24 protein-coding genes are annotated in these 26,488 nt (G+C 68.6%); 10 read left to right on the top strand and 14 right to left on the bottom strand.

Going from position 1 to position 26,488, the window contains the following annotated elements:
- Positions 1 to 12: 12 nt before the first annotated feature.
- The 5 genes from ABL312_RS00790 to ABL312_RS00770 all read left to right on the top strand — a co-directional run bounded on the left by ABL312_RS00790 (position 13) and on the right by ABL312_RS00770 (position 5,753).
- Positions 13 to 1,428 (top strand): glutamine synthetase family protein, encoded by a 1,416-nt coding sequence (locus ABL312_RS00790; RefSeq protein WP_349359470.1) that lies wholly within the window; start codon positions 13 to 15, stop codon positions 1,426 to 1,428.
- A 167-nt stretch (positions 1,429 to 1,595) separates the two neighbouring features.
- Complete coding sequence (locus ABL312_RS00785; protein ID WP_349361311.1) at positions 1,596 to 2,687, top strand: polyamine ABC transporter substrate-binding protein; 1,092 nt, start codon at positions 1,596 to 1,598, stop codon at positions 2,685 to 2,687.
- Between the two features lie 63 nt (positions 2,688 to 2,750).
- Complete coding sequence (locus ABL312_RS00780; RefSeq protein WP_349359469.1) at positions 2,751 to 3,899, top strand: ABC transporter ATP-binding protein; 1,149 nt, start codon at positions 2,751 to 2,753, stop codon at positions 3,897 to 3,899.
- A 35-nt stretch (positions 3,900 to 3,934) separates the two neighbouring features.
- Entirely contained in the window at positions 3,935 to 4,900 is a 966-nt protein-coding gene (locus tag ABL312_RS00775; RefSeq protein WP_349359468.1) for an ABC transporter permease subunit, read from the top strand.
- 31 nt (positions 4,901 to 4,931) lie between these two features.
- Complete coding sequence (locus tag ABL312_RS00770) at positions 4,932 to 5,753, top strand: ABC transporter permease (RefSeq protein ID WP_349359467.1); 822 nt, start codon at positions 4,932 to 4,934, stop codon at positions 5,751 to 5,753.
- A gap of 40 nt (positions 5,754 to 5,793) precedes the next feature.
- Here the strand turns inward: ABL312_RS00770 and ABL312_RS00765 are convergent, their stop codons facing one another.
- Positions 5,794 to 6,966, bottom strand: coding sequence for a GNAT family N-acetyltransferase (locus tag ABL312_RS00765; protein ID WP_349359466.1), 1,173 nt, complete (start codon positions 6,964 to 6,966; stop codon positions 5,794 to 5,796).
- 286 nt (positions 6,967 to 7,252) lie between these two features.
- On the bottom strand, positions 7,253 to 9,169 hold the full coding sequence (locus tag ABL312_RS00760; protein ID WP_349359464.1) for a hypothetical protein: 1,917 nt from the start codon (positions 9,167 to 9,169) through the stop codon (positions 7,253 to 7,255).
- A 226-nt stretch (positions 9,170 to 9,395) separates the two neighbouring features.
- Here ABL312_RS00760 and ABL312_RS00755 point away from each other — a divergent pair, with 226 nt between their 5' ends.
- The 3 genes from ABL312_RS00755 (at position 9,396) to ABL312_RS00745 (ending at position 12,173) form a co-directional block, all read left to right on the top strand.
- Positions 9,396 to 10,091 carry a CoA transferase subunit A gene (locus ABL312_RS00755; protein WP_349359463.1) on the top strand — a complete coding sequence of 232 codons (696 nt, stop codon included), beginning with the start codon at positions 9,396 to 9,398 and terminating at the stop codon, positions 10,089 to 10,091.
- 17 nt (positions 10,092 to 10,108) lie between these two features.
- Positions 10,109 to 10,750: a CoA transferase subunit B gene (locus ABL312_RS00750; RefSeq protein ID WP_349359462.1), complete on the top strand. Its 642-nt coding sequence runs from the start codon at positions 10,109 to 10,111 to the stop codon at positions 10,748 to 10,750.
- Between the two features lie 166 nt (positions 10,751 to 10,916).
- Entirely contained in the window at positions 10,917 to 12,173 is a 1,257-nt protein-coding gene (locus ABL312_RS00745) for a diguanylate cyclase domain-containing protein (protein ID WP_349359461.1), read from the top strand.
- Positions 12,174 to 12,193: 20 nt separating this feature from the next.
- Here ABL312_RS00745 and ABL312_RS00740 read toward each other — a convergent pair whose 3' ends face one another.
- Both ABL312_RS00740 and ABL312_RS00735 read right to left on the bottom strand, forming a co-directional pair.
- Entirely contained in the window at positions 12,194 to 12,946 is a 753-nt protein-coding gene (locus ABL312_RS00740) for a glucose 1-dehydrogenase (RefSeq protein ID WP_349359460.1), read from the bottom strand.
- Between the two features lie 63 nt (positions 12,947 to 13,009).
- Complete coding sequence (locus tag ABL312_RS00735; protein WP_349359459.1) at positions 13,010 to 14,461, bottom strand: aldehyde dehydrogenase family protein; 1,452 nt, start codon at positions 14,459 to 14,461, stop codon at positions 13,010 to 13,012.
- Between the two features lie 190 nt (positions 14,462 to 14,651).
- Here ABL312_RS00735 and msrA point away from each other — a divergent pair, with 190 nt between their 5' ends.
- On the top strand, positions 14,652 to 15,284 hold the full coding sequence (gene msrA, locus ABL312_RS00730; protein ID WP_349359458.1) for a peptide-methionine (S)-S-oxide reductase MsrA: 633 nt from the start codon (positions 14,652 to 14,654) through the stop codon (positions 15,282 to 15,284).
- Between the two features lie 15 nt (positions 15,285 to 15,299).
- On the opposite strand, the gene ABL312_RS00725 is transcribed toward msrA, so the two are convergent.
- The 9 genes from ABL312_RS00725 to cysG all read right to left on the bottom strand — a co-directional run bounded on the left by ABL312_RS00725 (position 15,300) and on the right by cysG (position 24,117).
- Positions 15,300 to 16,487 carry a lytic murein transglycosylase gene (locus ABL312_RS00725; protein WP_374730194.1) on the bottom strand — a complete coding sequence of 396 codons (1,188 nt, stop codon included), beginning with the start codon at positions 16,485 to 16,487 and terminating at the stop codon, positions 15,300 to 15,302.
- A gap of 104 nt (positions 16,488 to 16,591) precedes the next feature.
- Positions 16,592 to 17,596: an NADP-dependent oxidoreductase gene (locus ABL312_RS00720; protein ID WP_349359455.1), complete on the bottom strand. Its 1,005-nt coding sequence runs from the start codon at positions 17,594 to 17,596 to the stop codon at positions 16,592 to 16,594.
- A gap of 47 nt (positions 17,597 to 17,643) precedes the next feature.
- Positions 17,644 to 18,252 (bottom strand): NUDIX domain-containing protein, encoded by a 609-nt coding sequence (locus tag ABL312_RS00715; protein ID WP_349359454.1) that lies wholly within the window; start codon positions 18,250 to 18,252, stop codon positions 17,644 to 17,646.
- Between the two features lie 85 nt (positions 18,253 to 18,337).
- Positions 18,338 to 19,150: a ferredoxin--NADP reductase gene (locus ABL312_RS00710; protein ID WP_349359453.1), complete on the bottom strand. Its 813-nt coding sequence runs from the start codon at positions 19,148 to 19,150 to the stop codon at positions 18,338 to 18,340.
- A 130-nt stretch (positions 19,151 to 19,280) separates the two neighbouring features.
- Positions 19,281 to 19,820, bottom strand: coding sequence for a DUF934 domain-containing protein (locus ABL312_RS00705; protein WP_349359452.1), 540 nt, complete (start codon positions 19,818 to 19,820; stop codon positions 19,281 to 19,283).
- A gap of 2 nt (positions 19,821 to 19,822) precedes the next feature.
- Complete coding sequence (locus ABL312_RS00700; protein ID WP_349359451.1) at positions 19,823 to 20,614, bottom strand: phosphoadenylyl-sulfate reductase; 792 nt, start codon at positions 20,612 to 20,614, stop codon at positions 19,823 to 19,825.
- Positions 20,601 to 22,256 carry a nitrite/sulfite reductase gene (locus tag ABL312_RS00695; RefSeq protein WP_349359450.1) on the bottom strand — a complete coding sequence of 552 codons (1,656 nt, stop codon included), beginning with the start codon at positions 22,254 to 22,256 and terminating at the stop codon, positions 20,601 to 20,603. The genes ABL312_RS00700 and ABL312_RS00695 overlap by 14 nt, the downstream gene beginning before the upstream one ends.
- Positions 22,257 to 22,304: 48 nt before the next feature.
- Positions 22,305 to 22,625, bottom strand: coding sequence for a DUF2849 domain-containing protein (locus tag ABL312_RS00690; RefSeq protein WP_349359449.1), 321 nt, complete (start codon positions 22,623 to 22,625; stop codon positions 22,305 to 22,307).
- A gap of 40 nt (positions 22,626 to 22,665) precedes the next feature.
- On the bottom strand, positions 22,666 to 24,117 hold the full coding sequence (gene cysG, locus ABL312_RS00685) for a siroheme synthase CysG (RefSeq protein ID WP_349361310.1): 1,452 nt from the start codon (positions 24,115 to 24,117) through the stop codon (positions 22,666 to 22,668).
- 310 nt (positions 24,118 to 24,427) lie between these two features.
- Here cysG and ABL312_RS00680 point away from each other — a divergent pair, with 310 nt between their 5' ends.
- Positions 24,428 to 25,141 carry a haloacid dehalogenase type II gene (locus tag ABL312_RS00680; RefSeq protein WP_349359448.1) on the top strand — a complete coding sequence of 238 codons (714 nt, stop codon included), beginning with the start codon at positions 24,428 to 24,430 and terminating at the stop codon, positions 25,139 to 25,141.
- Positions 25,142 to 25,284: 143 nt separating this feature from the next.
- On the opposite strand, the gene ABL312_RS00675 is transcribed toward ABL312_RS00680, so the two are convergent.
- The gene (locus ABL312_RS00675; protein WP_349359447.1) at positions 25,285 to 26,451 is read right to left on the bottom strand and encodes an acetyl-CoA acetyltransferase; all 1,167 of its coding nucleotides are present in this window, start codon (positions 26,449 to 26,451) and stop codon (positions 25,285 to 25,287) included.
- Between the last annotated feature and the right edge of the window lie 37 nt (positions 26,452 to 26,488).

The following is a 26,488-nucleotide window of genomic DNA, read 5'->3' as shown; positions in this document are numbered from 1 at the left end:
GTCGAGTTTTTCATGCTGACCTCCAGTCCGACCGGCACTGCGACCGGCGCCGCCACCGGCTGGACCCGCCCGGGCGACGACGCGGCGCGGCAGGAAGAGCTTGCGCGCTTCGAGGCGGAGCATCCCGATCTCGACACGGTCGAGGTGATCCTGCCCGACAGCAACGGCGTGCTCAGAGGAAAGTGGCTTCCCGGAAGCGCCCTGCGCAAGGTTTATGAGAACGGCGTGAACCTGCCCTTTTCGCTCTTCGGCCTCGATGTCTGGGGCCGCGAGGTCGAGGAAACGGGCATGCACATCGAGACCGGCGACAAGGACGGCGTGTGCTGGCCTGTGCCCGGCACCTTGAAGACCGTGCCCTGGGCCGCGCGGCCGACGGCGCAGGTGCTCCTGTCGATGCACGACCGCGACGGCGTTCCCTTCCTGTGCGACCCGCGCCACGTGCTGGCGCGCATGACCGACCGGCTGGCGGAGCACGGCCTGACGGCCACCGCCGCCTTCGAGATGGAATTCTATCTCTTCGAGGATCAGGACGACGGCGACTGGAGCGGCGATCCGACGCCGGTGTTTTCCACCCATCTCGGCCCGGCCCGGCAGAACATGTATGCGCTGTCGGATCTGGAAGCCTTCATGCCGCTGGTCGACGAGATCCGCCGCTCCGCCGACGCGCAGGACATTCCCGCCGACGCGGCGGTGTCGGAAGCCGCGCCGGGGCAGTTCGAGCTCAACCTGCATTACCGGCGCGATCCGCTGCGCGCGGCCGACGATGCGGTGCTGCTGCGCCGCCTCGTCGCCGGCGTCGCGCGCAAGCACGACCTCAAGGCGTCCTTCATGGCCAAGCCCTTTGTGGAATGGCCGGGCAACGGCATGCATGTGCATGTCTCGCTGGAGGACGGCAGCGGCAACGTCTTCGCCGATCCCGAGCACGGCGAGGCGCGTCTCGGCCATGCCATCAAGGGCCTGCTCGACACGATGCCGGTGGCGCATCTCCTGTTCGTCTCGACCTTCAACGGCTTCCGCCGGATGCAGCCGGGCTCCTATGCGCCGACCTCCATCTGCTGGGGCCACGACAACCGCTCCGTGGCGCTGCGGGTGCCGGCCTGCACGCCGGAGGCGGCGCGCGTCGAGCATCGCATCGCCGGCGCCGACGCCAATCCCTATCTGGTGCTGACCGGTGTGCTCGCCGGCATGCTCGCCGGCATGCGCGGCAAGGCCGCTCCGCCCCCGCCGGTGGTCGGCAATGCCTACGAAAAGACCGCGCCGCATCTGACGCCCTGGATGGACGAGGCGATCGACGCCTTCGCCGCCTCCGACGCCATGAAGGAGGCGGTCGGAGAGGAGATGCACAAGGTGCTGGTCGACATCAAGCGTCATGAACTCTTCGCATTCGGGCGCGAGATTTCGACGCTCGAACGCCAGACCTATCTGTGATCGCGTCCTTGATCGCGGGGGACGGCCTTCGCGCCGGGGGCGCACGTTTTTTCAGGGGGATGCGCGCGGTGTGCCCTTGAGCCGCGGCGCGCGTTGCTTCTAGGCTGGGGCGAGGTGCGCGGGCGCGTCGTGTGCCCAACGGACGAGACGGACGGAGGTGAGGAATGATGAAGAAGCTGCTTTGCGCGGGTGTGGCGATGGCCGCCGTCCTCGCGGCCACGAGCGTGTCGGCCCAGGAGCGCACGGTGCGCGTCTACAACTGGTCCGACTATATCGACGAGTCGATCCTGGAGGACTTCACCAGGGAAACCGGCATCAAGGTCGTCTACGACGTCTTCGACAGCAACGAGATCCTCGAAACCAAACTGCTCGCCGGCGGCACCGGATACGACGTGGTCGTGCCCACCGGCACCTTCCTCGGCCGGCAGATCCAGGCCGGGGTCTTCGGCAAGCTGGACAAGTCGAAGCTGGAGAACATCGACAATCTCTGGCCGCAGATCATGCAGCGGATCGAGAAGTTCGATCCGGGCAACGAACATGCCATCAACTACATGTGGGGCACGACCGGCATCGGCTACAATGTCGAGATGATCAAGGAGCGCATGCCGGATGCGCCCGTCGACAGCTGGGACATGATCTTCGATCCGGAGGTGGCGTCGAAGTTCGCCGATTGCGGCATTCATCTGCTCGACACGGCGGACGAGATGTACCCGGCCGCGCTCAACTATCTGGGCCTCGATCCGGACAGCAACAGCACCGAGGACTTCGAGAAGGCGACGGAGCTTCTGCTAAAGATCCGGCCCTATATCCAGAAATTCCACTCCTCGGAGTACATCAACGCGCTCGCCAACGGCGACATCTGCCTCGCGGTCGGCTGGTCGGGCGACGTTCTTCAGGCGCGCGACCGCGCGGCGGAGGCCGACAACGGCGTCACTGTCGCCTATTCGATCCCCAAGGAAGGGGCGATGATGTGGTTCGACAACATGGCGATCCCCGCCGACGCGCCGCACCCGGAGGAAGCGCATATCTTCCTCGACTACATCATGCGGCCCGAGGTGATCGCCCGAGCGACGAATTATGTCTTCTACGCAAACGGCAATCTGGCCAGCAAGGAGTTCGTCGATCCGGACGTGCTCAACGACCCGGCGGTCTATCCGTCCGACGCGACGGTCGACAACCTCTTCACCACGACCACCAAGGCGCCGCGCGCCATGCGCGTGCGCACCCGCGAGTGGACCAAGGTGAAGACCGGCCAGTAACGGCGTATCGGGCCCGGCCGCCGGCCGGGCCCGTCACCCATCAGGGGCGTGGGAGGGGCATCCTTGGCGAAGAAACCGATCGGGCCGGTACGGCGGGACTTTCAGCCCTGGGACGACCCCAGCGCCACGCCCTACATCGAATTTCGAAACGTCACCAAGCGGTTCGGCGATTTCACCGCCGTCGACAACCTCAGCCTCAAGATCTACGAGCGCGAGTTCTTCGCGCTTCTGGGCGGCTCGGGCTGCGGCAAGACGACGATGATGCGCATGCTCGCCGGCTTCGAGACGCCGAGCGAGGGGGAGATCCTTCTCGACGGCCAGAACCTCGCCGGCGTGCCGCCGCACCGCCGCCCGGTGAACATGATGTTCCAGTCCTACGCGCTCTTCCCCCACATGAGCGTGGAGGCGAATGTCGCCTTCGGGCTGAAGCAGGAGGGCATGGCGAAGCCGGACATCGAGACGCGCGTCGCCGAGATGCTCAAGCTGGTGAAGCTGCAGGACTTCGCGAAGCGCAAGCCGCATCAGCTCTCCGGCGGTCAGCGCCAGCGCGTGGCGCTCGCCCGCTCGCTCGCCAAGAAACCGAAGGTGCTGCTGCTCGACGAGCCGCTCGGCGCGCTCGACCGCAAGCTGCGCGAGGAGACCCAGTTCGAGCTGACCGACCTGCAGCACGATCTCGGCATGACCTTCGTGATCGTCACCCACGACCAGGAAGAGGCCATGACCATGGCCGACCGGATCGCGGTGATGGACAAGGGCCGCATCATCCAGATCGCGACTCCGGCGGAAATCTACGAGTTGCCCAACTCGCGCTTCGTCGCGGATTTCATCGGCGATATCAACATTCTGGAGTGCAAGGTCGCGGGCCGCGAGGGAGAGGTGACGCGGCTTGCCGCCAGCACGATGGCCTGCGACATCGAGGTGGCGCAGCCGGTGGACGCCGGCATCGGCGACACCGTGTGGTTCGCCATCCGCCCCGAAAAGGTGCGCATCGGCTTCGACGAGCCGGAGGGTGCGGTCAACCGCCTGACCGGCGAGATCTGGGACATCGGCTATCTCGGCGACGTGTCGATCTATCACACGCATATCGTCGACGATCAGACCGTGCGCGCCACCGTCGCCAACCGCAGCCGGGTCGTGGAAAAGCCGATCGGCTGGGAAGACCGCGTGTGGCTGTCCTGGGACCGGGACGCGGGCATGGTGCTCACCCGCTAGGCGGGGCGGCTTACCAGGGAAAAGGGGGAGCGGGCATGACGGATCGGACCGATAGTGGCGCTGCGGCAGCCTTCGCCGTGCCCGCGCGCAAGCGCAAGGCCCGGCGCGGAGCGGCCGGCTGGCTGCTGATCGCCATCCCTTACGCGTGGCTGCTGGTGTTTTTCCTCGCGCCCTTCTTCATCGTCTTCAAGATCTCGCTGTCGCAGATCGCGGTGGCGATCCCGCCCTACACGCCGACCATCGACCTTGCGCAGGGCTGGGAGAGCCTGCGCAGCGCCCTCGCCGCCTTTTCCTTCGAGAACTACGTCTGGCTGACGGAAGACGACCTTTACTGGAAGTCCTATCTCTCCAGCGTGTGGATCGCCGGCGTGTCGACGGCGATCACGCTTCTCGTCGGCTATCCGCTGGCCTATGGCATGGCGCGCGCGCCCAAGGCCTGGCGGGCGACGCTCCTGATGCTGGTGATCCTGCCGTTCTGGACGAGCTTTCTCATCCGCGTCTACGCCTGGATCGGCATCCTCAAGAACGAGGGGCTGCTGAACCAGCTTCTGATGGCGCTCGGGCTGATCGACGATCCGCTGACGATTCTCAACACCAACATCGCCGTCTATATCGGCATCGTCTATTCCTACCTGCCCTTCATGGTGCTGCCGCTCTACGCCAATCTGGAGAAGCTCGACACCAGCCTGCTGGAGGCGGCGAGCGATCTCGGGTGCCCGCCCTGGCGCGCCTTCTGGACGATCACCGTGCCTTTGTCCGTGCCCGGCATCGTCGCCGGCTGCTTCCTGGTGTTCATTCCCGCCGTCGGCGAATTCGTGATCCCCGATCTGCTCGGCGGCTCCGACACGCTGATGATCGGCAAGACGCTGTGGACCGAGTTCTTCGCCAACCGCGACTGGCCCGTGTCGTCGGCCGTCGCCGTCATCCTTCTTCTGCTTCTGGTGGTGCCGATCGTGCTCTTCCAGAACCAGCAGCAGCGCAGCGCGGAGAAGGATCGATGACACGCGCCGCCGCCAAACGGGAGCCCTCGTGATGCGTCAGGGACCGAGCTGGTTCAACGTCACCTCGCTGGTACTGGGGTTTTCCTTCCTCTACCTGCCGATCGTGCTTCTGGTGATCTACTCCTTCAACGATTCCCGGCTGGTGACGGTGTGGGGCGGCTTCTCGACGCGCTGGTACGTGGAGCTTCTGGACAACCAGCAGTTGCTCGACGCCGCCTGGGTCACGGTGCGCGTGGCCTTCACCTCGGCGAGCGTGGCCACCGTGCTCGGCACGCTGGCGGCCATCGTGCTGACGCGGTCGGGGCGCTTTGCCGGACGGACGCTGTTTTCCGGCATGGTCTACGCCCCGCTCGTCATGCCGGAGGTGATCCTCGGGCTGTCGCTGCTGCTGCTCTTCGTCGCCATCGACCAGGCGCGCGGGTTCTGGACGATCATGATCGCCCATACGACCTTCGCCATGTGCTATGTCGCGGTCGTGGTGCAATCGCGGCTCGCCGGCTTCGACCGCTCGCTGGAGGAGGCGGCGCAGGATCTCGGCTGTCCGCCGCTGCGCACCTTCGTCTCGATCACCCTGCCGCTCATCCTGCCCGGCGTGATCGCCGGCTGGATGCTGGCCTTCACGCTGTCGCTGGACGATCTCGTCATCGCCAGCTTCACCACGGGGCCGGAGGCGACCACGCTGCCGATGAAGATCTACTCGCAGGTCCGCCTCGGGGTGACGCCGGAGATCAACGCCGTGTGCACGATCCTCGTCGCGGTGGTCACCGTCGGCGTGATCGCCACCTCGATCGCCACCAAGCGCCATGAAGTGCGCCGGGAACGCGACATGCGCCGGGCCGAGGCGCAGGCCTGATCCGCGCGGTTCGCCTGCGAGCGGCCTGGAGCGGCCCGCCTCAATGCAGGCGCGGCGCGGGGGACACGGCCGGCGCCTGTCCGGCGTCGCCGCTCCGGGCGGACGGCCCGAGATGCAGGACGGCGCTGCCGAACATGTCCTTCAGCCGCAGGCAGGCGGCGCCGAAGCGGGTCACCGGCCGGCAATAGGTGTGCAGCGCGAGGCTTTCGGCGCCGAAGCGGGCCTTGTAGCCTTGGGTGCCGTTCCCGAAACAAAACTCGCGGATCCCGGCCTCGCGCGCGCGCTCCAGCAGGCAGTCGATCAGAACGATGCCGGGCGAGTATCTGATCCTGTCGCCGGAGGTGATCGAGTTGAGCACGCCGGTCATCTGACCGCGGTCGTGCAGCGCGGCCGTGGCGGCGAGGATCTCGCCGTCGAGTTCCAGCGCGGCGAGCCAGGCCCGGTCCGCGCCCCCGTCCTCGCACAGCAACGCGTGATAAAAGGCGCGGATCTCCGGGCTGTTGAGACTGTAGTCGACCCCTGAGCGCGCGAGCCGGTCTCCGGCCTGGGCGATCAGCGTTTCGAAGATGCGTTCGCGCTCCGGCGGGGTCTCGGCGAAATGGATGCGCAGGTCGCCGATCTCCGCGAGCTTGCGCCGCTTGCGTCGCGCCTCGGCATAGACGGAGCGCTTGGCACGCGCCCGCGCGTAGGCCTCGCCGGTCAGATCGAAGGCGAAGATGCCCTCGTCGGCCGGCTCGATGTCCGCGACGCCCGCAAGCGGATTGGCGTGACCGCGCACGCGCGAAACGACATGCTTGATGCGGACGATATCGGCCCCGAGCCCGCCGACGATCTCCGGCCAGGCCTCGGCGAACTGCGCCGCCGCCGGACTGTCCGGCACGAAGACGGGGGCCGCCACGTCGCACAGGCCGCGGTCGGGCACCTCGGCGACCATCACCGGTCCGCGCCGGTGGATGAAGAATGGCAGGAGCAGCTCGGCCGGGCCGCCCGCGACGGAGCGCAGCAGCGCGACCTTGATCTCGCCATGCCAGCCGGCGGCGACGGTGTTCAGAAAGCCGGCGATGGTGGCGCAGGACTGGAACGGCGTTCCCACAGCCGTCTCCGGCAGCTGCCGCCAAAGACGCTCGAGATCGGCGCCATCGCGCACCGCATGGAGCTCCACGCCGACCCGGGCCCTGGCAGTCCGACCCGACGTCTGAGGCATTCCGACCATTTTGCCATCTCCGCACGACCAACGGCGTTCCGCGTCCGCGCAGCCGGAGGCGCGCGGCGGACCCGTCACAAGTGCGGATAAGTCTGGCCGCAAGCGCCTTGATATTTCGTGAAAGGCGGGGCTCCCGCGCATCGGCTGCGCGACCAAAAAAGCGCATCGGCTGCGCGAGCAGAAACCGCGCATCGGCTGCGCGACCAAAGAAATGCATCGGCTGCGCACACCAAAATGCGCATCGGCTGCGCGGGCAAGGATCGCCGAATGCAGGGCGACGGCGGAGCCGCGCGGCTCAGTGCACCGGCTGTGCGCCGGCGTCGGTGAGGTCGGGAAGCAGACGCGGCGCCAGCAGCGTGCCGCTCAGGAAGACCGGCACGCGCGCTGCGCCGGACGCGCCTGCCTCTCCCGGCGACGCGGGGTCCGGCGCCTCGGAGGCGGGGCCCGTTGCGGGAGCCGTCCCGGCATCCACTCCGACAACCCCTCCGGCAGCCCCTCCGGAAGCCGGCGCCGTCGCCGCCGTGCTTTCCTGAGCAGGGTCCGGCGCCGTTTCCGGGGAGGCGGGCGCTGCGTCCGACGCGGGGCCGAGGCTGCCTTTCAGCGCCAGCGTCCAGCCGTGCGGATCGATGGCGCCCGCCAGACGCACGTCGTGGCGCGGCGTGCGCGCGTCGAGACGGGTCACGCCGATGCGCCTTGGGCCGATATCGAGGGCGAGGTCGACCGTTTCGAGCCGCGACGTGCCGCCGGGGGTCCGCACCGCCTCACGCGATTGCAGATGGGTGAGCGCGGCATCGATATCGGCGCCGCGGAGCTCGACCTCGCGCAAGGCGAGTTCCGCCCGGCCGCTGCTGCCGCGCAGGAGATCGGCGAGGCTTGCCCCGCGCGCCGCGAGATCCAGCATCCCCGACCCCTGCCCGCCGCGCATCTCCGCGATCCTTGCCAGATAGGGCAGCCCGGCGAGGGCGAGGTCGCGCGCCCGGGCGCGCAGGGTGGCGTTGTATCCGACGTCCTGATCCGGCCGCACCCGCGCCGCCAGCGTGACGACCCCGCCGGCGATGCGCGTTTCGCTGACCTCCAGCGACGCGTCGCCATCCTGCAGCAGGAGAGTCAGCGCGGCCGGTCCGGTTTCGAGTTCTCCGAGCGTGAGCGATCCCGTGGACAGTCTGAGATCGACATCCATGCGCCTCAGCTTGCCGAAGAGCGGACGCTCCGGATCGGGCACGGAGGCGTCGCCGGTCGCCAGCGCATGGACGAGATCCTGCAGATAGGCCGTGCCGTCGAACGCGTCGAAGGCCAGCGTCGCCTGAATGCGGGGACGCACCGGTGTCAGCGCGAGCGCCAGGCGTCCCTCGCCGGTGTTGCCGTCGAGTTCGAGCGTGGCGGCTTCGAGATCGAGGCCGTCCGGTCCGGCGATCCCGCGCCCGCCGACCCGCATGGCGCCGAAGGAAGCCCAGCCCGGCAGCGGCTGCCCGATCCGCTGGGCGATGCCCCGCAGATCGCTGCTGGCAAGGTCCACCCGCCCGTCGAACCGCGGGCGCTCGCCCGCCGTCATCCCCGACAGCGTGCCATCGAGCTCGAGACGGGCAAGCGAGGAGGAGACGGTCGCCGCAAGATCGCTCGACCCCGGTGCGCTCAGGAGCGCGATATCGCCGAGGCGGGCCGATATCTCCACCGTCTGGTCGGCGATGCGGAACGATCCGCGCAGGCTCGCCCCCGCCCCCCGCGGAGCGATCGCTAGGGTCAGATCGCGCAGCAGCGGCGGCGTGTCCGCGCCGACGGCGAGCGCCAGGCCCTCGACGGTCACCCGATGTTGCAGAAGGCGATGAGCCACCCGCGCGCTCGACGTCGGACCGGCCGTTGCGGGCGCGGACGCCAGACGCAGCGTCCCGCCCTCGAGGCGCGCCTCGGCGAGCCGGATCTCGCCGACGAGCAGGTCCGACAGATCGAGACGGGCCGAAATGCGGGTGGCGGCGAGGGTCCAGGTGCCGTCCCGGTCGCGCAGCCGTGCGCCTTCCAGAATAAGGCGGGGCCGGGGGACGAAGGCCAGATGCGGCCGCGCGCCGACCTCGACGCGCGCCGCGAAGCGCGCGGACAGTTCGGCCTCGATGCGGGCGCGCACCGTGTCGCTCGACATCAGCGCGACCGGACCGTAGGTGGCGGCCAGTGCGACGAGGACGGCGAAGGCCAGGGCCAGTCCCAGGGCACGCTTCATGTCCGTCTTCCTCCGCCTGCCACGTTGGATCGATTCCTGCGGGGCTTTCCGCCCTGCGCAATAGGCGCTAACACACCACGGTTCAAGGTGAAACCGTCAGGCCGCGACACCCACGCGGACGGGAAGACGCTTGAGATGGAGACGCCGGGACGATATCACAAGGCGCCTGACGAGCGGTTCATGTGGGAGGCGTGGGCGACACGCATCCCGGTGCAAGGAGACCCCCATGAGTAAAGTATACCCCGACGCGGCTTCCGCGCTTGAGGGACTGACGTTCGACGGAATGACGGTGATGGCTGGCGGCTTCGGCCTGTGCGGCATCCCGGAAAATCTGATCGTCGCCCTGCGCGACTCCGGCGCCAAGGACATCACCGCGATCTCCAACAATGCCGGGGTCGACGACTTCGGGCTGGGGCTGCTGCTGCAGACGCGTCAGATCAAGAAGATGATCTCCTCCTATGTGGGCGAGAACGCCACCTTCGAGCGCCAGTATCTCAACGGCGAGCTCGAGCTGGAGTTCAACCCGCAGGGCACGCTCGCCGAGCGCTGCCGGGCCGGCGGCGCGGGCATCCCCGCGTTCTACACCAAGACCGGCGTCGGCACGATGATCGCCGAGGGCAAGGAGCACAAGGAGTTCAACGGCGAGACCTACATCATGGAAACCGGGCTCGTCGCGGACCTGTCGCTCGTGAAGGCCTGGAAGGCCGACAAGGAAGGCAACCTGATCTTCCGCAAGACCGCGCGCAACTTCAATCCGGAGATGGCGACCGCCGGCAAGGTCACCGTCGTCGAGGTCGAGGAACTCGTGGAGAACGGCGAACTCGACGCGAACGACATCCACACGCCGGGCATTTTCGTGGACCGCATCATCGTGGGCACCCACGAGAAGCGGATCGAAAAGCGCACCACGCGCGAAGCCTGAGGACAAGGAGACGAACGATGGCCTGGACTCGCGATGACATGGCGCGGCGCGCGGCGCAGGAACTTCAGGACGGCTTCTACGTCAACCTGGGGATCGGCATTCCCACGCTCGTGTCCAACTACATTCCCGACGGCATGCACGTCACCCTTCAGTCAGAAAACGGGATGCTCGGCATGGGCCCCTTCCCGACCGAGGAGGAGATCGACGCCGATCTCATCAACGCCGGCAAGCAGACGATCACCGAGCTGCCGCAGACGAGCTATTTCTCGTCGGCGGAGAGTTTCGCCATGATCCGGGGCGGCCATATCGACATGGCGATCCTCGGCGCGATGGAAGTCTCGGAAAAGGGCGACCTCGCCAACTGGATGATCCCGGGCAAGCTGGTCAAGGGCATGGGCGGCGCCATGGATCTGGTCGCCGGCGTGAAGCGCGTCGTGATCATCATGGATCACACGTCGAAGAGCGGCGATCCCAAGCTCCTCAAGGAGTGCACCCTGCCGCTCACCGGCGTGCACTGCGTCAACCGGATCATCACCAACCTCGGCGTGTTCGACGTGACCGAGGACGGTCTCGACCTGATCGAGCTGGCCGACGGGGTGACCGTCGAGGACGTGCTCGCCAACACCAGGGCGAAGGTGAACGTCAAGGTCGCCGCCTGAACGAAGACCGGCGCCGCGCACCGCCGCCACGCGCGGCGTCCAAGAAACCGGGCCGCTCGGCCCGGTTTTTTTGTTCCGAATCGAGATAAAGCCCCATCGGGGAACCCTTCTTTTACTCAAAAAACCTAAAATTCAACGAAAGGTAGAAAGAACAGAGCGACATATAATGAATAAACAGGTTCTGCTGGTGGAAGACACCGCCTTCTTCGAGCGGGTCATCCGTCGCCAGCTCGACGCGATCGAGGGTATGGAGGTGGTATCGGCCCCCAATCGCGCGGAGGCCGAACGGCTGCTGCAACGCGCCGACGTCGCCCCGGTGGTGGCGCTGCTCGACCTGACCCTGCCGGATGCGCCGAACGGCGAGATCGTCGACGTCGCCCTGGCGCGGGGCATCCCGACCATCGTGTTCTCCGGACGGTTCGACGACAAGCTGCGCGCCGCGCTGCTGGAGAAGGGCGTCGTGGACTACATCCTCAAGGAGAACCCGACCTCGCTCGCCTATGTGACCTCGCTCGTTCAGCGCATCTGTGCCAACCGGCAGATCGACGCCCTCGTCGTCGACGACAGCCGCATCGACCTGGAGGCGGTCGCGCGGCGGCTGCGCCTGTACCAGCTGCGGGTGCACACCGCGACAAGCTGCGAGGACGCAATGGCCAAGCTCGACGGATTGGAAAACCTCCGGCTTGTCGTGCTCGACTATCTGATGCCCAGGGTCGACGGCTTCGAGTTGCTGCGCAGCCTGCGCGCGCGCTACAGCATGGACAGGGTCGCGGTCGTGGGCCTGTCGGCACGCGCCGGGCCGGAGGTCATCGCCCGCTTTCTCAAGTCGGGGGCCAACGACTTTCTGCCGAAGAGCTGCACGCCGGAAGAGTTCATGCTGCGCATCTCGCAGAACCTCGACACGCTCGACCGGATCAAGACGCTCGACGATCTCGCCAACCGCGACCCGCTGACGGGTCTGTCCAACCGCCGCCATCTGTTCTCGCACGGCGCGGCGATGCTGGCGCGCAAGCGCGGCGCCGGTCTGCCGGTCCGCGTCGCGGCGATCGACATCGACCGCTTCAAGTCGATCAACGACCGCTACGGGCACGAGGCCGGCGACGAGCTGATCCGGTTGCTCGGCGAGGCGATCGACGCCTCGCTGCCGCAAGGCGCCTTCGCCGCGCGGCTCGGCGGCGACGAATTCTGCATCATTCTGCCCGACCTCGAGGAGCAGCCGGCGCGCGAGGCGCTCGACCGGCTGCGCGAGCGCGTGAAGTCACTGACCGCGCTCGCGGGCGATCTTGCGCATCTCGACAGCGTCACCTTGAGCATCGGTCTCAGCGACGGCAGCGCCCTGTCGCTTCAGGACGCGATCCGGGCCGCCGACGTCCATCTCTATGCCGCCAAGCGCAAAGGGCGCGACCGGGTGGTCGCCTCCTGAGACCGGGGACGGCGCGCGCCTCAGATGCAGCGCCCGCCGTCGACCTCCAGCGCCACGCCGGTGATGAAGGCGGCCTCGTCGCTCGCCAGCCACAGCGCGGCGCTGGCGATGTCGTCGGGCCGCGACAGGCGTCCGAGCGGGATCGTCGCCTGAAACTGCGCGCGTTTTTCGGGCGTGTCCTCGCCCAGGAAAAGCCCCAGCATGCCCGTGTCGCCCGCGACCGGACACAGCGCGTTGACGCGGATGCCCTGCGGCGCCAGTTCCACGGCCATCGACTTGGTGGCGGTGATCGCCCAGCCCTTGGACGCGTTGTACCAGGTGAGACCGGGGCGCGGCCGCAGGCCCGCCGTCGAGGCGGTGTTGAGGATCGCCCCGCCCCCACGGGCGGCCAGCATCGGCACCGCGACCCGCGCGGCCAGATAGATCGCCTTTGCGTTGACGGCAAAGATGCGGTCGAAGGTCGCCTCGTCGACCTCCAGCAAAGAGCCGTTGCGATGGGTGAAGCCGGCGTTGTTGACGAGAATGTCGAGGCCGCCGAAGCTTTCTTGCGCGGCCGCGCACATCGCCTCGGCGCCCGCCTGCGTGGCGACATCCGCTGACACCGCCCGCGCGGCGGGTCCGATCTCCTCCGCGACCCGGGCCGCGGCCGTCTCATCCAGATCCGCCACGATCACGCGGGCGCCTTCCTGCGCGAAGCGCCTGGCGATCCCCGCGCCGAAGCCCGCGCCGCCGCCCGTCACAAGGGCCACCTTGCCCGCCAACCGATCTCCCATGTCGCCTCCCCCTGGCGTTGTCATTCCGCCGGCCGCACCGGCGCCATCGCAGCCCTGAGCACCTCAGCCGTGATTGACGACCACGGTCTTGATCACCGAGAACTCGCGCAGCGCCTCGAACCCCTTTTCGCGGCCGTGGCCCGACTTCTTCACGCCGCCGAAGGGCAGTTCCACCCCGCCGCCCGCGCCATAGCCGTTGACGAAGACCTGACCGGCGCGCACGGCGCGCGCCACGCGCAGGCAGCGCGCCCCGTCCCGGCTCCAGACCCCGGCGACCAGCCCGTAGTCCGTGCCGTTGGCGAGCGCGATGGCCTCGGCCTCGTCGCGAAACGGCGTGATCGCCAGCACGGGGCCGAAGACCTCCTCGCGGGCAAGCCGCGCCTCGGCCGGGACCGGGCCGAAGACCCGCGCCGGCTGATAGAACCCCCCGGGCGGGCTGTCGGGCATGATCGTGCCTTCGCCGATCAGCGGGATCCCGGCCTCCCGCGCTTCGGCGACGAACGCGGCGACGCGCTGCGCCTGGTCCGCGCTGATCAGCGGTCCGAGATCGAGATCGCGGTCATGGGGACCGGCGACGAGACCGCGGAAGCGCTGGCGCAAGGCCTCCGCGACGCGGTCGAAGGCGCTCGCCTCGACCAGCAGCCGGCTGCCGGCCGAACAGGTCTGTCCGCAGTTCTGGACGATCGCGTTGACGACGACCGGCAGCGCCGCCTCGAAATCCGCGTCGGCGAAGAGGATCTGCGGCGACTTGCCGCCGAGCTCCAGCGTGCAGCCGATGCGGTTCTTGGCCGCCGCCGTCTGGATCAGCGTGCCGACCTCCGGCGAGCCGGTGAAGGTGAGAAAATCGAGCCCCGGATGATTGGCGAGCGCCGCGCCGGCCTCCTCGCCGTAGCCCGGCACCACGTTCCACACGCCGGCGGGCAACCCCGCCTCCAGGGCAAGCTCGGCAATCTTGAGAACCGACAGGCACGCCGCCTCCGCCGGTTTCATGACGAGCGTGTTACCCATGGCGAGCGCGGCACCGGCGACCCGCGCCATGATCTGCGCGGGGTAGTTCCAGGGCACGATGGAGCCGACGACGCCGTGCGGCTCGCGCAGCGTCATCGCCAGAAACCCGGACTGCACGGGGATCGTCTCGCCGGCGACCTTGTCCGCCGCGCCGCCGTAGAACTCGAAATAGCGCGCGGCCGCCGCGATATCGGCGCGCCCCTGGCGCAGCGGCTTGCCCGTGTCGCGGCTTTCCAGCGCGGCGAGCTCGTCCGCCTGCTCGAGTATCAGCTGCCCCAGCCGCGACAGGATCCGGCCGCGCTCCACGGCCGGCATTCCGGCCCAGGGGTCGCTCTCCAGCGCCCGGCGGGCCGCCACCACGGCGCGTCCCACATCCGCCGCGTCGCCGCGCGGCACGCGCGCGAAGGGTTCGCCGGTGGCGGGCGCGAGCATCTCGATCCAGCGCCCCGCCGTGGCGGCACAGCTTTCTCCGTCGATCACGGCCTTGAAATCCATCTGCGTGCCCATGCCGCTCCGTCGTCCCCTGCCGTCGCATTTCCTTGTCATACCAATGCGCTTCGCCCGGACGGTAGCCCAAGGCGTGTGCCCCGGCAATGCGCATCCCACGCCGCCCGCCTTGCCGGGATCGTGATCGTCCGCCCCCTTGCGGCGGGCGGTCCGTCGGGCACACTGACCGCCGCATGAAAGGATGGCATCCATGTTTCGATTCCTGATCCCGCCTGGTTTGCGCGCGCTCGTGCTGATCCTTGCGCTGACCGCCACGGCCGGTCCGGCACGGGCCGGCGAGCCGCAGACGGCGATCTTCGCCGGCGGCTGCTTCTGGTGCGTGGAATCCGATTTCGACCGTATCCCCGGCGTGCTCGAGACGGTTTCGGGGTACACCGGCGGCACGCTTGCCGATCCAAGTTACGAACAGGTCACCGGCGGTGGCACCGGGCACTATGAGGCGGTGCGCATCCGGTTCGATCCCGATCGGGTCAGCTATGCCGACCTTGTCGCGGCCCTGTTCCGCAGCATCGATCCGACCGATGCGGGCGGCCAGTTCTGCGACCGGGGCCCGTCCTATCGCAGTGCGATCTTCGTGCGCGACGCGACCCAACGCACGGCGGCGGCCGCCGAGATGAAAAAGGCCGAGACCGCTCTCGGCCGCGCCCTCGTGACACCGATCCTGGAGGCCGGAGTGTTCTACCCGGCCGAGGACTATCACCAGGACTTTTACAAGAAGAGCGCCAACCGCTACCGGTTCTACCGCTGGTCCTGCGGCCGCGACCGGCAAGTCAAGCGGATCTGGGGTGCCGACGCCTTCCAGGGCATTCCGGGCAAGCGTTGAGGGGACGGCCGGCCGTCAGCGCCCGCCGAGTTTCTCGTAGATCTTGCGGCCCGGGCGTCCGGTGACCTCCATCCCGAAGCGCGCCTCGGCCTGCCGGATGCCGGCGCGCGTCGCGGGTCCGACGCGCCCGTCCGCCTCGCCGATGTCATAGCCGGCCCGCAGGAGGAGCTTTTGCAACTGCAGCCGTTCGGCGCGCGACAGGCCGGGATCGTCGGTCGGCCAGGGCGTGGCGAAGGGGCCCGCGCCGCGCAGCCGGTCGGCGAGATGGGAGATCGCCAGCGCGTAGCTTTCCGCGACGTTGTAGGAATAGATCGCGTTGAAATTTTTGAAGACGAGGAAGGCCGGCCCGTTGCGCCCGGCCGGCAGCAGCAGACCCGCCGACGCCTCTCCCTTGAGCGCCGCGCCATCGAGATGGGTGACGCCGCGTTTGCCCCAGTCGCTGACGCTGGCCCGCGTCTTGCGGCCCGAGGGGCCGGAATAGCCGGCGGGCAGTTTGACCTCATAGCCCCAGGGCATTCCGTTTACCCAGCCGGCCTGTTTCAGGTAATTCGCCGTGGAGGCGAGCGCGTCGGGGACCGAGTTCACCAGATCGCGCTTGCCGTCGCCGTCGCCGTCGACCGCAAGCCGGCGGTAGGTGGAGGGCATGAACTGGGTCTGGCCGAAGGCGCCGGCCCAGGAGCCCTGGAGGTCGGCGAGCGCGACGTCGCCGCGATCGACGATCTTCAGGATATGGATCAGCTCGGAGCGGAAGTAGCGCGCCCGGCGGCCGCCGCACGACAGGTTGGCAAGGGCGTGCGGCACATGGAAATCGCCGCGAAACTGGCCGTAGTCGCTTTCCACGCCCCATACGGCGAGCACGATGTAGCCGTCGACGCCATAGGTCTTCTGAACCCGGGCCAGCGTCGCCTCGTGCCGCCGCAGCATCCTGGCGCCGTCCTCGATGCGCTCCTCGTCGACGAGGAAGGCGAGATAGTCCCAGATCGGCGTCTTGTATTCCGGCTGACTGGTGGCGAAGCGCCTGACCTTTTCGTCGAAGGCGGCGCCGGCGAGCGCCCGGTCGACGGTCGCGCGACTGACGCCTTCCTTCACCGCCTGCGCCTTGATGCGCTGCAGGCAGGCGGCATCGAGCGGCGCGGATATCGCGGGCGCCCCCGCGCCCAGCGCGATAACAAGCGCAAGCGCCAGCGCGCCAATGCCCCCCATGACCGGATGTTTCACCACGGCAGCCTCCCAGTCTCGCGCCTCGACCGGGCCAAGCATGCCCGCGCCATCGTGTCATCACGATGGCGCGGGCGAAGCGTCAGCACTCAGACCTTGAGGCTGAGCTTGCCGAAATTGCCGCCGGTGTAGAGCAGGTTGAGCGTGTCGACGAAGGCATCGACGCCGCCCTCGCGCACATCCTCGCGCAGCCGCAGCTTGCCCGCCTTCACCCACTGTCCGAGATCGGCGAGCGCGGTGGCGTTGTCCTCGGCGAAGTCGAAGACGATGAACCCCTGCATCTTCAGCCGCATGGTCAGCACGAAGCGGATGTTCTTCGGCCCCGGCGGCAGCGAGGTCGCCGTATAGGCGGAGATCAGACCGCAGACGGCGATACGCCCGAATGGGTTCATGCGCGGCAGGATCGCATCGAGAATGTCGCCGCCGACGTTCTCGAAATCGACGTCGATGCCGTTCGGACAGGCGGCGTCGAGCTGCGCGCCGAGATCGCCGGCCTTGTAGTCGACCGCCGCGTCGAACCCGTCCTCCTCGATCAGCGCCCGGCATTTTTCCGGACCGCCGGCGATGCCGACAGCGCGGCAGCCCTTCAGCTTCGCGATCTGCCCGACGAGCGAGCCGACCGCGCCGGACGCGGCGGAGACGACGACCGTGTCGCCTTCCTTCGCCGCGCCGACGCGCAGCAGGCCGAAATAGGCCGTCAGTCCCGGCATGCCGAGGCCGCCGATCCAGCTCTGAAGCGGGGCGATCTCCGGATCGACCTTCTGCACCCTTGTGCCGTCGGAGATCGCGTGCGTCTGCACGCCGAACAGGCCGACCACCTGATCGCCCTCCTTGAAGTCGGGATGGCGCGAGGCCTCGACCGTGCCGGCGGAAAAGGCGCGCATGACCTCGCCGAGGCTGACCGGCGGCACGTAGGACTTGCCCTCGTTGATCCAGCCGCGCATCGCCGGGTCGAGCGAGACATATTCGGCGCGCACGCGAAACTCGCCATCGCCCGGCTCCGGCACGGCTTCGTCGGCGATCTCGAAACACTCAGGCGTCACGAGCCCCGGGGCGGGGCGTTTCACCAGGCGCGCGACACGGTTCATCGTCATGGAAGAACGTCCTTGAATGAGAGGAAACAGAGAGGCTTGCGGGGAGGCTACGCAAACAGGCCGGGTCTGCGCAAGCGCAGTGCCTGAACCAGGATCAGCGTCTTGGCGTCGGCGAGCCGGCCCGCGTCGGCCTCGGCCGCGAGATCGGCAAGCGGCACCTCCAGCACCTCGATCCGCTCACCCTCATGCGCCAGACCGCCGCCGTCGTGCCGGCGGTCGGCCGCGGAAAAGGGAGCCAGAAACAGGCTGATGCGCTCCGTCATCGCGCCGGGAGAGGAAAACACCGTGCCGGCCGGCTCCAGATGCGCGAGCGCCACGCCGACCTCTTCGGCCGCCTCGCGCCGCGCCGCCGTCCCGGCATCCTCGCCGGCATCGATGTAGCCGGCCGGGGCCTCGGCAAGATAGCCGTCGTGATCGCCGCGCGCCAGCAGCGGCACGCGCAATTGCCGGGCCAGAAGCGCGATTGCACGGTGGGGGTCATAGGGCAGGACGGCGATCACATCGGCCCGGGTCTGAAACTCGCGCGACAAGACATGCGTCGCGCCGTCGGCGCTCCGTTCCTCCACGTCCATTTCGCAATAGCGCGAAAACCCCTCGTAGAGGGTGCGGCGCGCAAGGATGCGCACGCCGTCCCGCCTGCCTTCGGTATCCGTCATGATCTCGGTCCCGGCTGATTGCCCGTTCGGGCTTCGCCCGGGATGATCGCGGCGGGATCGCGCGACCGCAAGCCGCCCGACGGCCCTACCCGACGAAGGCGCGTTCGATGACGAATTCGGCCGGCTTGTTGTTGGCGCCCTCGGTCAGCCCGCGCGCCTCGAGCAGCGCCTTGGTGTCCTTGAGCATGGCCATGGAGCCGCAGATCATGCCCCGGTCGTCCGCCGGGTCAAGCGGCGGCAGTCCGAGCGCGTCGAACAGAGTGCCGTTTTCGATCAGCGTCGTGATGCGGCCCTCGTGCTCATAGGGCTCGCGGGTGACGGAGGTGAAGAGGCGCAGCCGTTCCGACGCCAGTTCGCCGATCAGCGGGTCTTCTTTTGCAGCGGCGACAGTTTCCTTGGAATAGGCCAGTTCGGCGACGAAGCGGCAGGAATGGGTGACGATCACCTCGTCGAACTTGTCGTAGGTCTCGGGGTCGCGGATCAGGCTCGCAAAGGGCGCGAAGCCCGTGCCGGTGGAGAACATGTAGAGCCGCTTGCCGGCGATCAGCGCGTCGTTGACGAGCGTGCCGGTGGGCTTCTTCTTCATCAGGACCTTGTCGCCCGGCTGGATCTTGGCAAGATGCTCGGTCAGCGGCCCGTTCGGCACCTTGATGGAGAAGAACTCCAGTTCCTCGTCCCACGACGGCGAGGCGATGGAATAGGCGCGGAAGATCGGCTTCTCGCCGACCATCAGGCCGATCATCACGAACTCGCCGGAGCGAAAGCGGAAGCTTTGCGGCCGGGTCATGCGGAAGCGGAACAGATCGTCGGTGTAATGCTGCACCTCGGTCACGGTCTCCGCCGTGGCGCCGGCCGGAACCGCGTCGGCGAGGTCGCCGGAAAGATTGACCACATTCATGCCTTGTATCCTTGCATCCGCAAACCCGCGCGCCGCGCAAGCGCCCGCGCGGCAGGTCACGCGAGAATAATCACCTCGTCGGCCCGGCACATCAGCAAAGGTCCGAACCCGACGCCATGGGAATTCGCAATCAGGCCCCGGAAATCGCCGGCCGTCTGGCCCAGGCGCGCGCGCCCGCGGGCCGCTCGGCCGCGTTGCCGAGCGGTTGCAGATATAGCGGGACGTCGACGTCGTGGCCAGCTTCGAGCGCGCGCCGTGTCGGGGCGTGGGCGACCTCGAAGGCATCGAACCCACAGCGGCGCATCAGCGGGATCTGGTCGAGCAGCACGTCGCCCGTGGCGCGCAGCTCGCCCCGGTAGCCGTGGCGCTCGCGCAGCAGCCGGGCGCTCGAATAACCGCGCCCGTCGGAAAATGTCTCGAAGGCAATCGCCACAACCTCCAGCCGGTCCAGGACCGGCGCCAGATCGCTGACGTCGTCTGCGGCGGTGACATGCGCGCCGATGTGCAGCCCGCGCGGGGCCTCCGGCGCCTCGGCGCGCGCCCGCGCGACGGACAGCAGGACATGGCCCGTGTCCGGCAGCGGCGCGTCGTCGTCGAGCAGGTGCCAGGCGTCGGCGACGAAGGCCCCGGCCTTGTACAGCGCCACGTCGTCACGAGAGATATCGGACATGATCAGATCCCCGCCCCCTGTTCGTTTTCCTGGGGCAGCGCGACATGGATGCCGCATTCCACCTTCTCCTGTCCGCGCCAGCGCCCGGCGCGCGGATCCTCGCCGTCCGCCACCGGTGTGGTGCAGGGCATGCAGCCGATGGACGGGTAGCCCTTGGCCACCAGCGGATGCGGCGGCAGGCCTTCCGCCCTGGCATGGGCGCGCAGGTCGCCCGGATCCCAGTCGGCGAGCGGATTGATCTTGACGCGCGGCCCATCCGCCTCGACCAGCGGAATGTCGGAGCGCGAGCTCGCCTGGAAGCGCTTGCGGCCCGAGATCCAGGCGTCGAAGCCGGCAAGCGCGCGGGCGAGCGGACGCACCTTGCGGATGTCGCAGCACGCATCGGTGTCGCGCAGCCACAGCGCGCCGGAGGGATCGTCGGCCGCAAGATCCTCCGCCGCCGGCGTCAGGGTGCGCACATCCGTCAGCCCGAAGCGCGCGACCAGCGTGTCGCGGTAGCGCAGCGTCGCGGGAAAGAGCTTGCCCGTGTCGATGAAGAGCACGGGGATCGTCGGGTCGACCGACGCCGCGAGATGCAGCAGCACCGCCGATTCCGCCCCGAAGGAGGAAACGAGCGCCAGACGGTCGCCGAATTCGGCGCGCGCCCCGGCAATCGCGGCCCGGGCATCCGCCCCGTTCAGGCGGGCGGCGAGGCGGGCGGCGAGGCGCGCGACACGGGCCTCCGTGTCGCTCTCCGTCCCGTCGTGCGCCCGCCGGTCGTCGGCGGCATGAGAGAGCGTGTCAAGCGGTGCCATAGAGCGCCTCCTTGAAGGGGTCGTCGCCGAGCCGGCGATAGGCGGTGAGGAAGTCCTCCTCCGGCGAGGCGCGCAGGCCGAGATAGGTGTCGACCAGCGTTTCCACCGCGTCGACGACCTCGTCGTAGGAAAACCCGCGCCCGACGATCCGCCCGATGGAGCTCGCCTCGTCGGCCGAGCCGCCGAGCGTGATCTGGTAGAATTCCTCGCCCTTCTTCTCCACGCCGAGAATGCCGATATGGCCGACGTGGTGATGCCCGCAGGCATTGATGCAACCGGAGATCTTGATCTTGAGGTCGCCGATGTCCTGCTGCCGGCCGGAGGCGGCGAAGCGCTCGGAAATCCGCTGCGCGACGGGAATCGAGCGCGCCGTGGCGAGCGCGCAGTAATCCATGCCCGGGCAGGCGATGATATCGGTGATCAGCCCGGCGTTCGCCTCCGCCAGACCCGCCTTCTGCAGCGTGGCGAAGACGGCCGGCACATCGGCGAGCCGCACATGCGGCAGCACGAGGTTCTGCTCGTGGCTGACGCGGATCTCGTCATGGCCGTAGGTCTCCGCGAGTTCGGCGACGACCTCCATCTGCGCGGCCGTGGCATCGCCCGGCGCCTCGCCGATGGGTTTGAGCGAAATGGTCACGCTGGTGTAGCCGGGCGCGCGATGGGGATGCAGGTTGGTCCGGGCGAAGGCATCGAGCGCCGTGTCCGCCGCGCGCGCCGCGTCGAACGCCGCGGTCCCTTCGGCCGCCTCGAAGGCGGGCGGGGCGAAATAGGCGGCGATGCGGTCGACCTCGTCCTTCGGCAGTTGCAGCACGCCGCCGCGGATATCCTCGAACTCGCGTTCGATGTCCGCCTTCAGCGTGTCGATGCCGGTCTCATGCACCAGGATCTTGATGCGGGCCTTGTACTTGTTGTCGCGCCGGCCATAGCGGTTGTAGACGCGCAGGATGGCCTCCGAATAGGCCAGCAGATCCGCCTCCGGCAGGAAGTCGCGGACCTTGCGCGCGATCATCGGCGTGCGGCCGAGACCGCCGCCGACGAAGACGGCGAAGCCCACTTGCCCCTGCGCGTTGCGCACCGCCTGCAGGCCGATGTCGTGCACCTGCACCGCCGCCCGGTCGTGCGGCGCGCCGGTCACCGCGATCTTGAACTTGCGCGGCAGGAAGGTGAACTCCGGGTGGAGCGACGACCATTGCCGCAGGATCTCCGCATAGGGTCGCGGATCGACGATCTCGTCGGCGGCCGCGCCCGCGAAATGATCGGCGGTCACGTTGCGGATGCAATTGCCCGACGTCTGGATCGCATGCATGCCGACCTCGGCAAGCTCGGACAGAATGTCGGGAATGTCCTGCAGGCGCGGCCAGTTGAACTGGATGTTCTGCCGGGTGGTGAAATGCCCGTAGCCGCGATCGTAGGTGCGCGCGATCTGCGCCAGCTTGCGCATCTGCCGGGCGTTCAGCGTGCCGTAGGGAATGGCGACGCGCAGCATATAGGCATGCAGCTGCAGATAGACCCCGTTCATCAGCCGCAGCGGCTTGAACTGTTCCTCGGTCAGGTCGCCGGCGAGCCGACGGCTCACCTGGTCGCGGAACTGGTCCACGCGCGCGGCGACGAACTGGGCGTCGAATTCATCGTAGCGGTACATTGTCTGGTCCTCGGGTCGGGTCTTGAGCCGGAGAGAGTGGTGCCGGGATCAGGCGGCGGACGGGTGCTTGCGCGCCTGCTTGCCCAGATCCGTGCGCGTCGTCGGGCCTTGCGCGCGAATGCGCTCGCGAAACCGCACCGGCACGAGCGCGCCGGACTGCGCCTGCGACAGATCGATCAGATAGGGCTCCACGACATGGCGATCCGCCACCGCCGCCGCGCCCTCCTCAAGGGCGCGCGCCGCGTCCTCGGGCGTCTCGAGCACGCGCGCGAGCGCCAATGTGTCGACCCAGCGCGTCTGCGGGTCGTCGCCATGGCCGAGCCACACCACCTCGCCGTCGAGCAGCCGATTGGCCGTCAGTGCCTTCATGCGAAAACCTTTCCTCGTTTGCGGGTCCGCGCCCGACGTGTCACGCCGCAACCGTCGCGCCGAGGCGCTCGCCCGCCGCCGGCGGGCACAGCGGCGCGCTGGCACTCAGATCGGCCGCGCCGACCACCTCCCCGATCACGATCAGCACGGGCCCCGACACATCGTCGCGGTCCTCAAGGGCGCCGAGGTCGGCGAGCGTGCCGGCGAACAGGCATTCCCCGTCCTGCGCGGCATTCTCGATCACCGCGACCGGCGTGGCGGCATCGAGCCCCGCCTCGGTGAGGCGGGCCGCCACGCGCGCGGCGACGCTGCGGCCCATGTAGACGGCGACCGTCGCGCCCTCGAGCGCCATCTGCCCCCAGGCCGGCAGCGTGGCGCCCGACTGGTCGTGCCCGGTGGCGAAGACGAGCTGCGAGGCCACGCCGCGCAGGGTGAGCGGGATCTTGGCGCTCGCGGCCGCCGCGAAGGCAGCCGTCACGCCGGGCACCACGTCATGGGCGATGCCGGCGGCGCGCAGCGCGGCAATTTCCTCTCCGGCGCGGCCGAAGATCATCGGATCGCCGGACTTCAGCCGCACGACACGCCGGCCCGCGCGCGCCTCGCGCAGCAGGATGGCGTTGATCTCCGGCTGCGGAACCGAATGGGCGCCCTTGCGCTTGCCCACGGCAATGCGCTGCGCGTCCCGCCGGCCCATCGCCACGACCGCGTCGGGCACCAGGGCGTCGTGGACGATCACATCCGCCTCCTGCAGCACGCGCTGCGCGCGCAGGGTGAGCAGGTCCTCCGCGCCGGGTCCCGCGCCCACGAGCCAGACGAAGCCGCTGTCCGCGTCATCGGCGTTCAGGAGCCGCTGCGCCTCGGCGCGGGCGGCGCCCGGCCGGCCGGCTTGCAGATTGGAGGCGACACTGCCGGAAAAGAACCGCGCCCAGAAGCGGCGGCGCGCCGCGCCATCGGGGATGACCCGGGCCACCGTGTCGCGGAAGGTCTCGGCGAGACGGGCCAGATCTCCGGTCTCGCGCGGCAGAAGCGCCTCGATGCGCGCGCGGATGTGGCGCGCCAGCACCGGCCCCACGCCGGTGGAGGTGATGGCCACGGCGACCGGCGCGCGGTTTACGAGCGCGCCGACGTAGAAATCGCACAATCCCGGGCGGTCGACCGCATTCGCGGGAATGCCGAAGATGCGCGCCGCCTCGACCACCGCGCGGTCGGCGTCTTCCTCGCCGCTCGCCGCGAAGACCAGCGCCGCCCCGGTGAGCAGCGCCGGACGGAACGGCCCGGGCAGATGCCGGCCGCCGGCCTTCTCCAGCGCCGCGGCCAGCGCCGGCTCAAGGTCGGGCGCGATCACCTCGATCCGCGCCGCCGTTTCCGACAGGAGACGGACCTTGGCCGCCGCCTCCTCGCCGCCGCCCACGACGACGACACGCCGGCCGGCGACCTTCTGGAAGGTGGGAAAGACATCGAGTTTGCGCTTTTCGGCCGCGTGCATCGGCATCACCCTGCGGTTGGACAACGGGTATCCTCACGCTAGCGAAGAGCCGCCGCCGACACCGGGCATCACGTTTCAAACAATCGCCGAAGTGCAAAAAATCCTGCTGCCCCGCCTCGCTTCCGAACGACGCGGACACCTCCCGCACTTCCCCGGGAGGCTGCCGCATGACGCCGCGGATGTTGCATGGCATTTCGCGACATTGTTTACTTCTGGTTGATTCCGGGGTGTGAAAACACGATACTCGCGTGCATCCGCAGCCCTTGCATTCGTCCAACCTTATTGAGCAACCGCCCAACGATATTGAGCAACGACAGTGGTCAAAGCGATTTTCTTCGATGTGTTCGGAACGGTCGTGGACTGGCGATCGGGACTCACCACCCTTCTCGACAAGGCCTTCGCCAAATCCGACGCCGAGATCGACGCGGGCGCGCTGGCGCGTACCTGGCACCGACGGGTCCATATGGAGTTGCGCGTGCGGATCGAGGCGGGCGCGGACTATGCGCCTCTCGATACGCTGCATGCGCAAGCGCTGACGGAGACGCTGGAGGATGCGGGACTGGCGCATCATCTCACGCGCGAGGAAACCGCGCGGCTGGCTCGCGGATGGGAGCGCCTGCCGCCCTGGCCGGACAGCACGCCGGGCCTGCGGGCACTGCGGCGCGACTATGTGCTGGCGCCCTGCACGGCGGCCTCGATCGCCATGACGACCTGGCTCGCCAAACACGCGAACCTGCCCTTCGACCTGATGCTCGGCGCGGACATCGCCCGCGCCTATCCCCCCGCACCGGAGGTCTTCCACGCCTCGGCCGCGATCATCGGCCTGGCGCCGGAGGAGGTGATGCTGGCCTCCGCCCATAATGCCGATCTCGCCGCGGCCCGCGCGGCCGGCCTGAAGACGGCCTTCTTCGCCCGCCCGCACGAACATGGCCCCGATCAGGCCAGCGACCTCGCGCCGGAAGACGACTGGGAGATCGAGGCCTACGACCTGCTCGATCTCGCCCGGCAGATGGAGACCGCCGGCTTCTGAGCCGGCGTCTTGCCGGGAGGCGCGCACCTCCGACCTTGCACGAACGGTCCGACCGGGTGCGCGCAGGCGTGAAAAAGCCGGCGCCGCGGGATCGCGACGCCGGCCATTCGAAGCGCGCGGGCGCCTGGGCCCGATCTCGCCTTTTACTTGAGCGGCTGAAGCACCGAGACGTAGTTGGCCACCGCGGCGCCGCCCATGTTGAACACGCCACCAAGTTCCGCGCCCTTGACCTGAATGTCGCCGGCCCGGCCGGTGAGCTGCATGGCGGTGAGCGCATGCATGGACACACCGGTGGCACCGATCGGATGCCCCTTGGCCTTCAGCCCGCCGGACGGGTTGACCGGCAGCTTGCCGTCCATCTCGGTCCAGCCCTCGAGGATCGCGCGATGCCCCTCGCCGGGCGCGGTCAGGCCCATCGCCTCATACTCGATGAGTTCGGCGATGGTGAAACAGTCGTGGGTCTCGACAAAGGAAAGGTCGTCAAGCGTCAGACCGGCCGCACCCAGCGCCCGGCGCCAGGCCTCGCCGCAGCCCTCGAAGGCGAGAATGTCGCGCTTGGACATGGGCAGGAAATCCTGCGCATGCGCCAGCCCGCGAAACGCCACCGCCTTGTCGCGGCCGAGCGCGGTCTCGACGTCGGTCAGCACCAGCGCCGCCGCGCCATCCGACACGAGCGAACAGTCCGTGCGCTTGAGCGGCCCGGCCACGAAGGGATTCTTCTCGCTTTCGGTGCGGCAGAAGTCGTACCCGAGATCCTTGCGCATCTGCGCGTAAGGGTTGTTGACGCCGTTCTTGTGGTTCTTGGCGGCAATGGCGGCCAGGGCGTCGGACTTGTCGCCGTACTTCTGGAAATAGCCTTGCGCGATCTTGCCGAAGACACCGGCGAAGCCGGCCGGCGTGTCGCCATCCTCCGGCAGATAGGAGGCCTTGAGCAGGTTCTTGCCGATCTCCGGCCCCGGCGTCGTCGTCATCTGCTCGACGCCGACGACAAGCACGACCCGCGCCTCCCGCGACGCGATCGCCCGCACGCCCGCGTGCACGGCGGCCGAGCCGGTGGCGCAGGCGTTTTCCACCCGCGTCGCCTTCTTGAAGCGCAGCGCCGGATCGGCCTGCAGCACCAGCGAGGCGGTGAAATCCTGCGTCGAGAAGCCGGCGTTGAAATGGCCGAGCACGATCTCATCGATGTCCGCCGGCTCCATGCCGGCATCGGCGATCGCGTCGCGCGCGACGGATACGATCAGGCTTTCGACGGTCTCTTCGGAATGCTTCCCGAACGGGGTATGGGCCCAGCCCACGATCGCAGCGGTCATGCTCTCTCTCCCTTGCTCCTCGCGCTCAGTCCTGCGC

The sequence above is a fragment of the Stappia sp. genome, from assembly GCF_040110915.1.
GTDB lineage: Bacteria > Pseudomonadota > Alphaproteobacteria > Rhizobiales > Stappiaceae > Stappia.
This window is presented reverse-complemented; position numbering and strand designations above follow the sequence as displayed.

Excerpts from the sequence above, each read along its gene's own strand:
- ABL312_RS00785 (WP_349361311.1), top strand. The coding sequence starts at position 1,596 with ATGAAGAAGCTGCTTTGCGCGGGTGTGGCGATGGCCGCCGTCCTCGCG.
- ABL312_RS00775 (WP_349359468.1), top strand. The coding sequence starts at position 3,935 with ATGACGGATCGGACCGATAGTGGCGCTGCGGCAGCCTTCGCCGTGCCC.
- msrA (WP_349359458.1), top strand. The coding sequence starts at position 14,652 with ATGTTTCGATTCCTGATCCCGCCTGGTTTGCGCGCGCTCGTGCTGATC.
- ABL312_RS00755 (WP_349359463.1), top strand. The coding sequence starts at position 9,396 with ATGAGTAAAGTATACCCCGACGCGGCTTCCGCGCTTGAGGGACTGACG.
- ABL312_RS00740 (WP_349359460.1), bottom strand. The coding sequence starts at position 12,946 with ATGGGAGATCGGTTGGCGGGCAAGGTGGCCCTTGTGACGGGCGGCGGC.
- ABL312_RS00745 (WP_349359461.1), top strand. The coding sequence starts at position 10,917 with ATGAATAAACAGGTTCTGCTGGTGGAAGACACCGCCTTCTTCGAGCGG.
- ABL312_RS00765 (WP_349359466.1), bottom strand. The coding sequence starts at position 6,966 with ATGGTCGGAATGCCTCAGACGTCGGGTCGGACTGCCAGGGCCCGGGTC.
- ABL312_RS00675 (WP_349359447.1), bottom strand. The coding sequence starts at position 26,451 with ATGACCGCTGCGATCGTGGGCTGGGCCCATACCCCGTTCGGGAAGCAT.
- ABL312_RS00715 (WP_349359454.1), bottom strand. The coding sequence starts at position 18,252 with ATGACGGATACCGAAGGCAGGCGGGACGGCGTGCGCATCCTTGCGCGC.
- ABL312_RS00695 (WP_349359450.1), bottom strand. The coding sequence starts at position 22,256 with ATGTACCGCTACGATGAATTCGACGCCCAGTTCGTCGCCGCGCGCGTG.
- ABL312_RS00770 (WP_349359467.1), top strand. The coding sequence starts at position 4,932 with ATGCGTCAGGGACCGAGCTGGTTCAACGTCACCTCGCTGGTACTGGGG.
- ABL312_RS00725 (WP_374730194.1), bottom strand. The coding sequence starts at position 16,487 with ATGGGGGGCATTGGCGCGCTGGCGCTTGCGCTTGTTATCGCGCTGGGC.
- cysG (WP_349361310.1), bottom strand. The coding sequence starts at position 24,117 with ATGCCGATGCACGCGGCCGAAAAGCGCAAACTCGATGTCTTTCCCACC.
- ABL312_RS00690 (WP_349359449.1), bottom strand. The coding sequence starts at position 22,625 with ATGAAGGCACTGACGGCCAATCGGCTGCTCGACGGCGAGGTGGTGTGG.
- ABL312_RS00720 (WP_349359455.1), bottom strand. The coding sequence starts at position 17,596 with ATGACGATGAACCGTGTCGCGCGCCTGGTGAAACGCCCCGCCCCGGGG.
- ABL312_RS00790 (WP_349359470.1), top strand. The coding sequence starts at position 13 with ATGCTGACCTCCAGTCCGACCGGCACTGCGACCGGCGCCGCCACCGGC.
- ABL312_RS00760 (WP_349359464.1), bottom strand. The coding sequence starts at position 9,169 with ATGAAGCGTGCCCTGGGACTGGCCCTGGCCTTCGCCGTCCTCGTCGCA.
- ABL312_RS00750 (WP_349359462.1), top strand. The coding sequence starts at position 10,109 with ATGGCCTGGACTCGCGATGACATGGCGCGGCGCGCGGCGCAGGAACTT.
- ABL312_RS00735 (WP_349359459.1), bottom strand. The coding sequence starts at position 14,461 with ATGGGCACGCAGATGGATTTCAAGGCCGTGATCGACGGAGAAAGCTGT.
- ABL312_RS00700 (WP_349359451.1), bottom strand. The coding sequence starts at position 20,614 with ATGGCACCGCTTGACACGCTCTCTCATGCCGCCGACGACCGGCGGGCG.
- ABL312_RS00710 (WP_349359453.1), bottom strand. The coding sequence starts at position 19,150 with ATGAATGTGGTCAATCTTTCCGGCGACCTCGCCGACGCGGTTCCGGCC.
- ABL312_RS00705 (WP_349359452.1), bottom strand. The coding sequence starts at position 19,820 with ATGTCCGATATCTCTCGTGACGACGTGGCGCTGTACAAGGCCGGGGCC.